We start from the raw sequence: 14,556 nt of genomic DNA on the forward strand, positions 1-14,556 counted from the left end.
GACTGATGGTCGACGCGCCAACAGCCGGCTCGGAAGAGAATGCGGCTGACGCATTCCTGCAAGGTACCTCCTCGTTGCGAAACGCATCGGGGCCCTACTTTGGCAGCTACGGCGGACGCTGGATGCCGGAGTCCCTCATCGCGGCCCTGGATGAAGTCCAGGACACCTTCGACAAAGCGAAAGCTGATCCCGACTTCATTGCTGAACTGAAGGACCTCAACAAAAACTACTCGGGCCGTCCGTCGCTCCTGACAGAGGCCAAGCGCTTTTCTCAGCACGCGGCAGGCGCCCGCGTGTTCCTCAAGCGCGAGGACCTCAACCACACGGGGTCCCACAAGATCAACAACGTCCTGGGCCAGGCATTGCTTGCCAAGCGCATGGGCAAGACCCGCGTCATTGCCGAGACCGGTGCGGGCCAGCACGGCGTAGCCAGTGCAACGGCTGCCGCTTTGCTGGGCCTGGAGTGCGTGGTGTACATGGGGGCAGAGGACTGCCGCCGGCAGGCGCTGAACGTGGCACGCATGCAGCTCCTGGGCGCCACCGTTGTCCCCGTGACCAACGGATCGCAAACCCTGAAGGACGCCATCAACGACGCCCTCCGGGACTGGGTCTCCAACGTGGAACACACCCACTACCTGCTGGGTACCGCCGCGGGTGCGCACCCGTTCCCGGCCATGGTGCGCTACTTCCACGAGGTCATTGGCGAAGAAGCCCGTGAGCAGATCCTGGATCAAACCGGGAAACTTCCGGATGCCATCTGCGCCTGCGTCGGTGGTGGCTCCAACGCTATCGGCCTCTTCCACGCCTTCCTTGATGATGCGTCCGTGAAAATCTACGGTTTCGAGGCCGGCGGCGATGGCGTGGAAACGGGCCGTCACGCGGCAGCCATCTCCCTTGGCCGTCCCGGTGTCCTGCACGGTGCCCGTTCCTACCTCATGCAGGACGAGGACGGCCAGACCGTTGAGTCACATTCCATTTCGGCAGGGCTGGACTACCCCAGCGTGGGGCCGGAGCACTCCTACCTCGCGGACATTGGCCGCGTCACCTACGAGGCCATCACTGACACCGAGGCAATGGACGCTTTCAGCCTCCTCTGCCGCACCGAGGGCATCATTCCGGCCATTGAGTCGTCCCACGCCCTGGCCGGCGCCATCAAGATCGGCCAGCGGCTCACCGAGGGCAAGGACGATCCCTCCGAGGTGACCATCATTGTGAACCTGTCCGGACGCGGTGACAAGGACGTCGAAACTGCGGCGGACTGGTTCAACATGTTGGACGACGAAGGCAACGTCCGGGGAACCACCTTGTCCACCCGCAAGCCAAAGGGACCCTCGGACCGTGCTTCCGAGACGGCTGGAGAGGGCCACAACTGATGACTGAGAACTTTGCCAGCAAGTCCGCTGCCGCCATTGATCGGGCAGCATCCGAAGGCCGCGCGGCGCTTGTGGGCTACTTGCCCGCCGGCTACCCTACCGTGCAGGAAAGCATCGACGCCGGAATTGCCCTGGCACGCAACGGCGCCGACCTGATTGAAATCGGTATTCCCTACTCGGATCCTGTGATGGACGGCCCTGTGATCCAGGCAGCCACCACGGAAGCGATCGCCAACGGCTTCAGGGTCTCCAACGTCTTTGATGTGGTTTCTGGCATCACAGCCGCCACGGATGCTGCCGTGCTGGTGATGACGTACTGGAACCCCGTGATGCGTTTTGGTGTCGACGAATTCGCCCGACGCCTGGCTGAGGCCGGGGGAGCGGGACTGATCACGCCCGACCTCGTCCCGGACGAGGCCGCGGAGTGGTTTGAAGCGTCGGACAAGTACGGGCTGGACAGGGTCTTCCTGGTGGCGCCGTCCTCCACCCCGGAACGCTTGCACATGACCGTCAAGGCCAGCCGGGGTTTTGTCTACGCAGTGTCCATCATGGGTGTGACCGGCACGCGGCAGTCCGTCAGCAGCAGTGCTGAGGATGTTGTGGCCAAGGCCCATGCCGCGGGTGCCGAACGTGTGTGCGTGGGACTCGGAGTCTCCAACCCCGACCATGTCCGGGAAATCGCCGCCTACGCCGATGGCGTTATTGTGGGCACCGCCCTGGTAGCGGCTCTCCGTGACGGCGGCGTGGACGCCGTCGGGCAACTCACCAAGAAGCTCAGCGCCGGTTTGGGCCGCGCCGCTGCAGACGCCTAGAAAAAGGAAACAGCTACTCGCATGCAGAACGTCCTCCACGCAGCGGCAATGGTCCCCTTGAGTATTCCGAGTCCGTCATGGTCCGGATTCGACATTCCGCTGCCGTGGGGGACGCTGCGTATCCACGCCTATGCCCTCTGCATCCTGGCGGGCATCATCATTGGCCTGTGGCTGACCTCCTCCCGCTGGAAGCGGCGCGGTGCTCCTGAAGGTAGTCTCTGGGACATTGCCATCTGGGCCATCCCTTTCGGGATCATCGGCGGCCGCCTCTATCACGTGTTCTCTTCCCCGGATGCTTACTTCGGGCCCGGCTTTGACGGCACCGGGGACCTTTCCCTGATTCCCCAAATCCAACGTGGTGGCCTGGGAATTTGGGGCGCCGTGGTGTTGGGCGCTGTGGGCGCCTGGATCGGATGCCGGCGCGCTGGACTGAAGTTGACGGCCTTCCTGGACGCAGCAGCTCCGGGCCTGTTGCTGGCACAAGCAATAGGACGGCTGGGCAACTGGTTCAACCAGGAGCTTTTCGGTGCTCCCACCACGCTGCCCTGGGGCCTGGAAATTGACCCGGCCAACGCCAACTTCCCGCCGGATATGGCTGCCGGCACGCTGTTCCATCCCACGTTCCTCTACGAAATGCTGTGGAACCTGCTGGGAGTCGCGATCCTCCTGATCCTGGACAGGAAGTTCAATTTCCGCCGGGGCCGCCTGTTCTGGCTCTACGCCATGTACTACACCGTGGGCCGCGTGTGGATTGAGGCGCTCCGGATCGACGACGCCGAGCAAATCTCGCTCTTCGGAATCACCACCAGGCTCAATGTGTGGACCAGCATCTTTGTCTTCGTGGCGGCGCTGATCATTTTTGTGGTCCTGGGCCGGATGGGACGCCCAGTGCCGGACTCCCCGTATCTTCCGGGCAAGGAGCCGCAGGAAGAAGGCGCGAAAGAGCCCGTCGCGGTGACGAGCGTCACCAGTCATGATGTGGACGCATCTGTCTCAGATAGTGGTGTGCGTGGTAATCTCCCAGATAACCAAAGCGATCCGGGCCACATCAAAAAGCCGCAGGATGCAGCAGCCGCAACGGCCAAGGACCCTGGGTCTGCGGCCGAATCAACGGCTACCGCTACTGCCGCAGAGAAGAACCCCGGATCCTCTCCGAAGGTCGACGACACCAAGTAGTCGCCAACGGTAAAGGGGCAACAGAGTCACCGCTCGTAGGGCCCAGTCCACAGCGTCGTGGCACCCCGGAAACCGGATCGCAGCATACCGATGTTCACTGGTCAAGCCGGGGCCAGAGGTCTGCGTAACTGTTCGTTGCGCTGGATCGGCTGGCCTACAATTCCAAGTACTAGCGCTTTGTTATGCCCGTCACAGGGTAGGGCAAGGTGGGGCCAACGTTGTCCCTTCCATACGCACGATCTCGAGGAAGGACGTCTCCCATGACCCATCTTCATAACCCCGGTTGGTCCGAAAACATCGAACCGCAGGGTGCCATGTCTCCGTTCAAGCGCTTCGCCGCGCTCCCGGAGGCCCAGGGTCTTTACAACCCTGATAAGGAGAAGGACGCCTGCGGCCTGGCAATTATTGCCACGCTCCGCGGGGAACCGGGATACGACATCGTGGAAGCGGCATTGACCGCCCTCCGCAATCTCGAACACCGCGGTGCCGTTGGTGCCGATGAAGGAACCGGCGACGGGGCAGGCCTGCTGATGCAGGTTCCCGACGAGTTCTTCAGGGCAGTCACCGAATTTGAACTGCCCGCGCCGGGCCAGTACGTGGTGGGCACAGCCTTCCTGCCTGCTGAGTCCCGTGAAGCGGACAATGCCAAAGCCGGTATTGAAGCCCTCGCCGCAGATGAGGGCCTCACAGTCCTCGGGTGGCGTGAGGTTCCGGTGGTTGCCGACCTGGTTGGCGCCATGGCCCGGGCCTGCATGCCGTATTTCTCGCAGCCGTTCTTCGCTTCGGCAACTGGCGAAACCCTGGAGCCCAATGAGCTGGACTCCCGGGCCTGGCGTATCCGTAAGCGCGCCCAGAACAAGTTCGGTGTCTACTTCCCGTCGCTGTCCTCGCGCACCATTGTGTACAAGGGCATGCTGACCACCGCCCAGCTGGAGCCGTTCTACCCGGACCTCTCGGACAAGCGCTTCAAGACGAAGCTCGCGATCGTCCACTCACGCTTCTCCACCAACACGTTCCCGTCGTGGCCTTTGGCGCAGCCTTTCCGCACCATCGCCCACAACGGCGAGATCAACACGGTCAAGGGAAACCGGAACTGGATGCGTGCCCGCCAGTCGCAACTGGCAAGCCCCTTGCTGGGTTCCGTGCCGGAAGAGCTGTACCCCATCTGTACTCCGGGTGCCTCGGATTCGGCATCCTTCGATGAAGTCGCCGAGCTCCTGTGGTTGTCCGGCCGCCCCATCACGCACTCCATCATGATGATGATCCCGGAGGCCTGGGAAAACCACGCCACCATGGATCCGGCCCGCCGTGCCTTCTACGAGTACCACTCCCTGCTCATGGAGCCCTGGGATGGTCCTGCTGCGGTGTCCTTCACGGACGGCAGCCTGGTGGGTGCAACCCTGGACCGCAACGGCCTGCGCCCGGGACGGTACTGGATCACCGAGGACGGACTGATCATCTTCGCTTCTGAAGTTGGTGTCATTGAGGTTGAGCCGTCCAACGTGGTCAAGAAGGGTCGCGTAGCTCCGGGCAAGATGTTCCTGGTGGACACTGAGGCCGGCCGCATCATTGACGACACCGAGGTCAAGGCTGAAATTGCCGGCGCCAATCCCTGGGCCGATTGGCTCAAGGACAACCTGATCGACATCAATGAGCTTCCCGAGCGTGAGCACGTGGTCCACACGGCCGCGTCAGTGAATATCCGCCAGCGCACCTTCGGTTACACCAACGAAGAGCTGAAGATCCTCCTGGGACCCATGTCCCGTACCGGGGCCGAACCCTTGGGCGCCATGGGCTCGGACACTCCCGTAGCGGTACTCTCCAAGCGCCCGCGCTTGTTGTTCGACTACTTCGTGCAGTCCTTTGCGCAGGTGACCAATCCGCCTCTGGATGCCATCCGCGAAGAACTGGTCACGTCACTGAAGTGCGCCATTGGTCCCAACGGAAACCTCCTTGACGGCAAGCAGGTCCGCCAGCCGCAGATTTCGCTGCCGTTCCCGGTGATCAACAACGACCAGCTAGCCAAGATCGCCAACATTGAAAGCCCTGACGGCGACCGCATCGCCATGAAGGTGCGCGGCCTGTACCGTCCCGAGGGCGGGGAAGCCGCACTGCGTGCACGCCTGACAGAAATCTGCGAGCAGGTTTCCGGCGCCATCAACCGTGGCGTTCAGTACGTTGTGTTGTCAGACCGTGATTCGAATGCCCAGTGGGCGCCGATTCCTTCGCTGCTTCTGGTCAGCGCAGTTCACCACCACCTGCTCCGCAGCGCCAACCGCACTAAGACCGCGCTGGTGGTTGAGGCCGGCGACGTCCGCGAGACGCACCACGTGGCGGTACTGATCGGCTACGGCGCATCGGCCGTGAACCCATACCTGGCCATGGAATCGGTGGAACAGCTGATCTCCAACGGCGACGTCACAGGCGTCACCGCGGAAGATGGCGTTTACAACCTCATCAAGGGCCTGGGCAAGGGCGTCCTGAAGATCATGTCCAAGATGGGCATCTCGACGGTGGCTTCCTACACCGGCGCGCAGACCTTTGAAGCGCTTGGACTCTCGCAGGAACTCGTGGACGAATTCTTCTCCGGTACCCACTCCCAGTTGGGTGGCGTCGGTTTGGACGTCATCGCTGCCGAGGTCTCGGCACGGCACCAGATGGCCTACCCGGAAGGTGGCATCGAGCACCCGCACCAGCCCCTGGTCAGTGGTGGCGAATACCAGTGGCGCCGCGACGGGGAACCGCACCTCTTCAACCCGGAGACGGTCTTCCGCCTGCAGCACGCCACCCGCGAACGCCGCTACGACATCTTCAAGTCCTACACCAAGGGCATTGACGACCAGTCCGAGAACCTCATGACCCTGCGTGGTCTCCTGAAGTTCAAGGACGGTGTGCGCCCGGCTGTTCCGTTGGAAGAAGTGGAGCCGGTCTCCAGCATCGTCAAGCGCTTCTCCACCGGTGCCATGAGCTACGGTTCCATCTCCAAGGAAGCGCACGAGACCCTGGCAATTGCCATGAACCGGCTGGGCGGCAAGTCCAACACCGGTGAAGGTGGCGAGGACGTTGACCGTCTGCTGGATCCGGAGCGTCGCTCCGCCATCAAGCAGATCGCATCCGGCCGTTTCGGTGTGACCAGCCTGTACCTGACCAACGCCGAGGACATCCAGATCAAGATGGCCCAGGGCGCCAAGCCCGGCGAGGGTGGCCAGCTGATGGCGCAGAAGGTCTACCCGTGGGTAGCCCGGACCCGTCACTCCACCCCTGGCGTCGGGCTCATCTCCCCGCCCCCGCACCACGACATCTACTCGATCGAAGACCTCGCGCAGCTCATCTACGATGCCAAGCGCGCCAATCCTTCGGCCCGGGTGCACGTGAAGCTCGTTTCGGAAGTCGGGATCGGCACGGTGGCGTCCGGCGTCACCAAGGCGAAGGCCGACGTCGTGCTTGTTTCAGGTCACGACGGCGGTACCGGCGCCTCGCCGCTGAACTCGCTTAAGCACGCGGGTGTGCCGTGGGAACTCGGTTTGGCCGAGACCCAGCAGACCCTGATGCTCAACGGTCTCCGCGACCGTGTGGTGGTTCAGGTTGACGGCCAGCTCAAGACCGGCCGCGACGTTGTGATCGCAGCCCTGCTGGGCGGTGAGGAGTACGGTTTCGCGACCGCACCCCTGGTGGTTTCAGGCTGCATCATGATGCGGGTCTGCCACCTGGACACCTGCCCTGTGGGTGTTGCCACCCAGAACCCTGAGCTCCGTTCAAGGTTCAACGGCAAGCCCGAGTTCGTGGTCAATTTCTTCGAGTTCCTTGCAGAAGAGGTTCGCGAGATCCTGGCCGAACTTGGCTTCCGCACCCTGGAAGAAGCAATCGGCCACGCCGAGGTTCTGGACACCCGCGAAGCGATCAACCACTGGAAGGCCGAAGGGCTGGACCTGGATCCCATCCTGCATGGACTGGAATTCGACGACGACGTGCCGCTGCGCAACATGACCGGCCAGAACCATGAGCTGGACAAGCACTTTGACCAGCGCTTGATCACCATGGCGCAGGAAGCACTCAGCGACCGCATGCCTGTCAAGATCACCCTGGACGTCATCAACACGGACCGTTCCGTGGGAACGATGCTGGGCCACGTGGTCACCAAGACCTTCGGCACGGACGTTCTGGCCACGGACACCATCGATGTGACCCTCAACGGCACTGCGGGACAGTCGCTCGGAGCGTTCCTGCCTGCCGGTATCACCCTGCGTATGTTCGGTGATTCCAATGACTATGTGGGCAAGGGCCTTTCCGGCGGACGGATCATTGTCCGCCCGGACCGCACCAATGTGTTCCAGGCAGAGCGGAATGTCATTGCCGGCAACGTCATTGGCTATGGGGCAACCAGCGGTGAGATGTTCCTGCGGGGACAGGTGGGCGAACGCTTCCTGGTCCGAAACTCCGGTGCCACGGCAGTTGTTGAAGGCATTGGCGATCACGGGTGTGAGTACATGACTGGCGGTCAGACGCTGATCATCGGCAGGACGGGCCGTAACTTTGGCGCGGGCATGTCTGGTGGTACGGCTTATGTGCTGGACCTGCAGCAGGAACGCGTCAACAAGGCGGCCCTGGACTCCGGCGAACTCCAGCTCCTGGAGCTCGACGCCGAGGACCGCGACATTGTCCACGGGCTGCTGACCAAGCACGCCGAGGAAACCGAATCCGTATTGGCCGGCCGTCTGCTCGAGAACTTCGATGACACCGCGGCCCGCATCACCAAGGTATTGCCGCGCGACTACGCTGCAGTACTGCAGACCCGGCTGGATGCCATTGCAGAGGGACTCGACCCCGATGGCGAAGAAGTTTGGTCACGAATCCTGGAGGTAACCGGTGGCTGATCCACGCGGATTTATGAAGGTCCGGCAGCGCGAGACGCAGCCGCGACGCCCTGTTTCTGTTCGCATCATGGACTGGAAAGAAGTCTATGAAGCGCAGGAAAAGGGTGTCCTGAAGAGCCAGGCCGGCCGTTGCATGGACTGCGGCGTTCCGTTCTGCCACCACGGGTGTCCGTTGGGCAACCTCATTCCTGAATGGAATGACCTGGTGTGGCGGGACAAGGGTGAAGAGGCCATTGAGCGCCTCCACGCCACCAACAACTTCCCGGAGTTCACGGGACGGCTGTGCCCTGCACCGTGTGAGGCGTCCTGCGTGTTGGGGATCAACCAGCCCGCAGTGACCATCAAGCAGGTGGAAGTTTCCATCATCGACCAGGCGTTCGACAACGACTGGGTTCAGCCGTTGCCTCCCACGCGTCTGACCGGCAAGACCGTTGCTGTTGTGGGGTCCGGTCCCGCCGGGCTTGCTGCGGCACAGCAGTTGACCCGTGTTGGGCACACCGTGGCCGTGTACGAGCGTGACGACAAAATTGGTGGCCTGCTGCGCTACGGCATCCCCGACTTCAAAATGGAGAAGGAACAGGTTGACCGCCGCCTGGAGCAGATGAAGGCCGAAGGCACCCGGTTCCGCACCGGTGTGGCGGTGGGAACCGACGTCACCTGGGAGCAACTGCGTCGCCGTTACGACGCAGTGGTTGTTGCTACCGGCGCTACCGTGCCGCGCGATCTTCCCATCCCGGGCAGGGACCTTGATGGCGTTCACTTCGCCATGGACTACCTCGTTCCGTCCAACCGTGCAGTGGCGGGGGAGACCCCCGAGAACCACATCGATGCACGCGGCAAGCACGTTGTCATCCTCGGCGGCGGCGACACCGGTGCTGACTGCATCGGCACCGCCCACCGCCACCAGGCAGCCTCGGTGACCACACTGGCGATCGGCAAGCAGCCGCCGTCGGAACGTGCCGCGCACCAGCCGTGGCCGACGTTCCCCACCCTGTTCGAAATGGCCAGTGCGCACGAAGAGGGCGGCGAACGTACCTACCTCGCTTCCACCGTCGAGTTCGTCGGCGACAACGGCAAACTCACCGGCGTAAAAGTTGCTGAAACCGAGTTCGTGGACGGCAAGCGCCTGCCCAAGGCCGGTACAGAACGCGTCATCCCTGCCGACTTGGTGTTCCTGAGCCTTGGCTTTACCGGTGCTGAGCCGGCTGGAATCACCGAGCAGGTCAGCGCAGAGTTCGACAGTCGGGGCAACGTTGCCCGCGACGGCTACTACATGACAAACACCGAAGGTGTTTTTGTTGCCGGCGATGCCGGACGTGGCCAGTCACTGATTGTGTGGGCCATTGCAGAAGGCCGTGCTTGCGCGGCCGCAGTGGACAAATTCCTGATGGGAAGCACTATTCTCCCGGCACCGGTCGCCCCCACCGACCGTGCGATTGCGGTCTTATAGCGCCGACAGGAATTTTCTTTTACTCAATCAGCACGAACTACTTAGGGTAGGTATATGAGACGCGCGAAAATTGTGGCAACGTTTGGTCCGGCCATCTCCAGCTTTGACAACACCCTGGCGGTGCTGGAGGCCGGCGTCGACGTTGCTCGTATGAACATGAGCCACGGCGATTACTCCGTACACGACAACACCTACGAGAACGTCCGCAAAGCTGCCGCGCAGCTGGGTAAGCCCGTAGCCATCATGGCTGACCTGCAGGGTCCCAAGATCCGTTTGGGCCGCTTTGTTGATGGTCCCCACGAACTGGCCGTTGGCGATACCTTCACAATCACCACCGAAGACGTCCCCGGAACCAAGGACATCTGCTCCACCACGCTGAAGAGCCTCACCGAAGACGTCAACGTGGGCGACGCACTGTTGATCGACGACGGCAAGGTAGCTTTGCGCGCCGTTGAGGTTGACGACGTCAAGGTTGTTGCCGTGGTGACCGTTGGCGGCAAGGTTTCCAACAACAAGGGCATCAACCTGCCCGGCGTTGCTGTGAACGTGCCGGCACTGAGCGAAAAAGACGAAGACGATCTCCGTTGGGCCCTGAAGCGTGGCGCCGACATGATCGCTCTTTCGTTTGTGCGCGATGCTTCGGACATCACCCGCGTGCACGAGATCATGGACGAGGCAGGCCGCCGCGTGCCGGTCATCGCCAAGATCGAAAAGCCGCAGGCTGTGGAGCAGCTCTCCGAAATCATCGACGCGTTCGACGCCATCATGGTTGCCCGTGGCGACCTCGGCGTTGAGCTGCCGCTCGAAGAGGTGCCGATCGTTCAGAAGCGTGCCATTGAACTGGCACGTCGCTGGGCCAAGCCGGTCATCGTGGCCACCCAGGTCCTGGAATCCATGATCGACAACCCCCGTCCCACCCGCGCCGAGGCTTCGGACTGCGCCAACGCCGTGCTCGATGGCGCAGACGCAGTGATGCTGTCCGGTGAGACCTCCGTAGGCCAGTACCCGATCGAAACCGTGAAGGTCATGGCCCGGATCATCGAGTCCACCGAGGTTCACGGCCTCGAGCGCGTCCCCCCGCTGGGCACCAAGCCCAAGACCCGCGGTGGCGCAATCACCCGTGCCGCCGTCGAAATCGCCGACCAGCTGGACGCAAAGTACATCTGTACCTTCACCCAGTCCGGTGACTCGGCACGCCGTCTGTCCCGCCTGCGTCCGGTCAAGCCGGTGTTCGCGTTCACTCCCGTGGAGCACGTCTGGAACCAGCTTGCCCTCACCTGGGGCATTCAGCCGGTGCTGGTCCCCATGGTGGGCCACACCGATGAGATGACCGCCCAGGTGGACCGGAGCCTGCTGGACATGGAGCTCGTTCAAGAAGGCGACCTGGTTGTCATCGCGGCCGGTTCCCCTCCAGGACAAGCCGGTTCCACCAACTCGCTGAAGGTCCACAAGGTAGGCGACCTCGCCGACACCACCACCGTGGACTCTTCGCGCAAGGAGCCTGTTGGCCCGTGGCCTGAAAAGAAGTCCAAGACCAAGGCATAGTCTGTTTGGTTGTAAAAAAGCGGGTCCCGCCTTCTGGTGGGGCCCGCTTTTCTGTGTTGATGGTGATTACGACGGCGGCCGCTCACCTCGTGTGAGGTGAGCGGCCGCCGTCGTGCGTTGCTTTGTGTTAGTTGACCTGGTTGATGATGGTCTCGGCAACCTCGCGCATGCTGAGGCGGCGGTCCATGGAGGTCTTCTGGATCCAGCGGAAAGCTTCCGGCTCCGTCAGGCCCATCTTGGTGGTCAGAAGGCTCTTGGCGCGCTCTACAAGCTTGCGTGTGGCGAACTGCTCCTGGAGGTCGGAAACCTCGTTCTCGAGCGCCTTGATTTCCTCGTGGCGGCTCAAAGCAATCTCGATTGCGGGAATGAGGTCCGCGGGGGAGAAGGGCTTCACCACGTAAGCCATGGCACCGGCGTCGCGTGCACGCTCCACCAGCTCCTTCTGGCTGAAAGCAGTCAGAAGGACAACAGGTGCAATGCGAGCCTTGACGATCTTCTCAGCAGCCGAGATACCATCCATGACCGGCATCTTGACGTCCATGAGGACCAGGTCCGGCTTCAATTCCTCGGCCAGCTGTACTGCCTTCTCGCCATTGTCGGCTTCGCCGACGACGTCGTACCCTTCGCCCTTCAGGATCTCAATAATGTCCAAGCGGATGAGCGTCTCATCCTCGGCTACGACAACGCGGCGGGCCGGCTGGCTGGTGGACGTGGACTCCGTCTGTTCGGTCACGGGATCTCCTTGAAAAGGTTCGGCGGGTTCATGTCCATCTTAGTGTGGACTCATTGATGGCTGGTTCTTGTTGCATCAGCTGTTGCATCAGCGCGCCCGATTCTTTGAAACAGCCTATCTGCATGTAGAGTAATTCCGCGTGCTGGGAACGGATCGCGTTGCTCACAGAAATGTGAACCGCGAACTTCCCGGTAATCCGCGCCCGAGTGGCGGAATTGGCAGACGCGCTGCACTCAAAATGCAGTATCGAAAGGTGTGTGGGTTCGAGTCCCACCTCGGGCACTGTGTTGTCGCAGGTCAGGGGCCTACATGGCCCCTGACTGTGTACAAAACCCCTAAAAGTGTGTACAGCGGCGTAGCGTTTTATGCATGGCCAGCATCTCCACATGCACTAAAAAGGACGGTTCCTCGTCCTTTATGGTTCGCTGGCGGGAACCCAAGACGGGCAAGGCTCAGGGCCTTACTGTTGCCACTGAATCCGAAGCTGAAACGCTCAAACGCCTGCTCGATGCCAATGGTCAGAACTTCGAAATCGCCCAGCATGCGATCCTCATTAATCAGAAGCGCGTGCCGACTGTCGGTGAGGTTATCCAAGAACACATCGACCTCCTGATCCGGCCGTCGAGCGGCACGGTGAAGACCTATCAGACGATGCTTGATCTGCACGTGAAGAAGGTCATCGGCCACGTTCCTGTCGACAAGCTGGACTATCGACTCATCGCCTACTGGGTGAAGTCGATGATGGCCAAAGGGCGGTCACCCAAGACGATCAAGAATGTGCACGGCCTAATCTCTGCGTCGATGAACACGGCGGAGATGCTCGGGTACATCACGCGCAATCCTTGCCGAGGGGTGCAACTGCCTAGCGTCGAAAAGGCCGAGGACGAGATGATGTTCCTCACCCATGCCGAGTTCGGTTTAATTATGGACGGCATGGGGGATCGGTACCGGGACTTCACCAACTTCCTGGTCATGACTGGGACGCGCTTTGGCGAAGCGACTGCTCTAACCGTTGCTGACATCGACCTGCTGGGAAAGCCGGCCACGGCTCGGATCAACAAGGCGTGGAAGCGGGATGGGAAGAACCAGTTCTACATAGGGCCAACGAAGACGGGTGCCGGCAAGCGGACCATCGGGTTGAACCCGGCGCTGGTTGAGCTTCTGATTCCCTTGGTGGCTGGGCGTCCGAGCAGCGACTTGTTGTTCACGACGCCGAAGAATGAGCGGATCGTGCACAAGTTGTTCTGGCACCACTACTGGATGCCAGCGGTGAAAGCAGCCCAGGCTCGCGGGCTGCACAAGAATCCACGAATTCACGATCTTCGACACACGCATGCTTCGTGGTTGATTCAGGACGGGGTCCCCATTTTCACGATCTCGCGTCGGTTGGGGCATGCGTCGACTCGGACCACAGAGGGCGTTTATGGGCATCTCATGCCGGAAGCGTTGCAGGCTGGGGCGGATGCCACGGAGCGTTCGGTGTCGGCGTTCATGCGGTGACGCGCTGAGTTTTTTTGGTTTGTCTTACGATGCCATGCGGTTGCGGGCTCTCGTCCCAATGAGCCGTGCGTTGGCGTCACTTCCCCCGCGGGCGTTGGATGTAGGGTGAGCGCCAGGCAATATCTCGCTGAGCCGGGCGATCTCTGCGATGTGCTCTGACGTAAAGACGATCTTTCCCTTACCCCAGCAGGCGTGAGGGAAGCGTCCCGAGGCAGCGCCGTCACGCAGCCAACCCTCGCTGCATCGCATGAGGGCTGCAGCTTCGGCCGGTTCGAAGAATTCCAAATCCATGTCACACATGCCCATCGTTGGTACATCTTGGCTGTTCATCCTTGTACTTGGCCGGGGGAACATGACGAAAATGCGAGGGTGTAAAGATTGTCTACGCAGGAATCGCGCGCCGGGCGGTGAGCTTGCCCGGACCTTTCCCGGATCAAGCCCTAAGGGGGAGTTGACGCCATCCCCACGTGCCTTGTGCCAGGGGAGGTCGTTGGCGCGGCTGAGCTATTCGAGGACTGGACTAAACCCAATATCATGCCGGGGGAAGAGCGCGCCGACCTGCTTATATGACGACGACGGAAGAGGCGCATGCCTGCTGGGCAATCGTTGTTACCTCAGCTTTGATGATGTTAGAGAAACGGAGTTTTCTTCTCCCGCAGCGCACAGAAGAGTTTTCCGACCTCTTTCCCGACCGAACCGATTCGAGGTCGGTATGGCAATCACTGCAAAGACGGACTTGTCTCGCGGGTTACGCGCTGTCCAAGGAGCACCAGACCCTCCCCTGTGCTTTCCAATCGGTCAGAGATTTTCATATTGACGGTTGTCTGGAGCCTGTGCGGCTTGACCTTGACGTCAGCGCGTTGGGAGCGTTAGCGCCCATGTCTACACTCTAGTTTCAGGGGCCTGTCCGAGGCAGGGGCGAGGAGGCCGCACGGCATCCGGATGCCGCCCCGGGTCCTGTTTGGCTGTTGCGCCGTGTAGAGCATTCGTGACGTGCCTTTTGGCAAAGCCTCCGGGACGGGTTGATGACCTTTTGCTACGAGTTGCATGCCTGGAGGTGTGTCCCACCGCGTCCGTTCCACGTCCAAAGGAA

At 61.6% G+C, this 14,556-nt stretch carries 8 protein-coding genes and 1 tRNA gene; 8 read left to right on the top strand and 1 reads right to left on the bottom strand.

The features are described 5' to 3' along the window. Positions 1-5: 5 nt before the first annotated feature. The 6 genes from trpB to pyk all read left to right on the top strand — a co-directional run bounded on the left by trpB (position 6) and on the right by pyk (position 11,230). Positions 6-1,373 (top strand): tryptophan synthase subunit beta, encoded by a 1,368-nt coding sequence (gene trpB / locus JOE60_RS08110; RefSeq protein ID WP_167268915.1) that lies wholly within the window; start codon positions 6-8, stop codon positions 1,371-1,373. Then, the gene (gene trpA / locus JOE60_RS08115; RefSeq protein WP_167268913.1) at positions 1,373-2,185 is read left to right on the top strand and encodes a tryptophan synthase subunit alpha; all 813 of its coding nucleotides are present in this window, start codon (positions 1,373-1,375) and stop codon (positions 2,183-2,185) included. The genes trpB and trpA overlap by 1 nt, the downstream gene beginning before the upstream one ends. A 21-nt stretch (positions 2,186-2,206) precedes the next feature. Beyond that, entirely contained in the window at positions 2,207-3,361 is a 1,155-nt protein-coding gene (lgt, locus tag JOE60_RS08120) for a prolipoprotein diacylglyceryl transferase (RefSeq protein WP_167268911.1), read from the top strand. 260 nt (positions 3,362-3,621) lie between these two features. Beyond that, positions 3,622-8,235 carry a glutamate synthase large subunit gene (gene gltB, locus JOE60_RS08125; protein WP_167268909.1) on the top strand — a complete coding sequence of 1,538 codons (4,614 nt, stop codon included), beginning with the start codon at positions 3,622-3,624 and terminating at the stop codon, positions 8,233-8,235. Then, a complete protein-coding gene (locus JOE60_RS08130; protein WP_167268907.1) occupies positions 8,228-9,685 on the top strand; it encodes a glutamate synthase subunit beta in 1,458 nt (485 codons plus the stop codon). Before gltB ends, JOE60_RS08130 begins: the two co-directional genes overlap by 8 nt. A gap of 54 nt (positions 9,686-9,739) precedes the next feature. After that, entirely contained in the window at positions 9,740-11,230 is a 1,491-nt protein-coding gene (gene pyk, locus JOE60_RS08135) for a pyruvate kinase (RefSeq protein WP_167268905.1), read from the top strand. A gap of 127 nt (positions 11,231-11,357) precedes the next feature. On the opposite strand, the gene JOE60_RS08140 is transcribed toward pyk, so the two are convergent. Next, positions 11,358-11,963 (bottom strand): ANTAR domain-containing response regulator, encoded by a 606-nt coding sequence (locus tag JOE60_RS08140; RefSeq protein ID WP_141282080.1) that lies wholly within the window; start codon positions 11,961-11,963, stop codon positions 11,358-11,360. A gap of 200 nt (positions 11,964-12,163) precedes the next feature. Between JOE60_RS08140 and JOE60_RS08145 the strand changes: the two genes are divergently transcribed. Together JOE60_RS08145 and JOE60_RS08150 are read left to right on the top strand one after the other, a co-directional pair. Next, a tRNA-Leu gene (locus tag JOE60_RS08145) sits at positions 12,164-12,245 on the top strand. Positions 12,246-12,332: 87 nt separating this feature from the next. Further along, the gene (locus JOE60_RS08150; protein ID WP_167268903.1) at positions 12,333-13,463 is read left to right on the top strand and encodes a tyrosine-type recombinase/integrase; all 1,131 of its coding nucleotides are present in this window, start codon (positions 12,333-12,335) and stop codon (positions 13,461-13,463) included. Positions 13,464-14,556: the final 1,093 nt, after the last annotated feature.

The sequence above is a fragment of the Paenarthrobacter ilicis genome (assembly GCF_016907545.1).
Taxonomy (GTDB): Bacteria; Actinomycetota; Actinomycetes; order Actinomycetales; family Micrococcaceae; genus Arthrobacter; species Arthrobacter ilicis.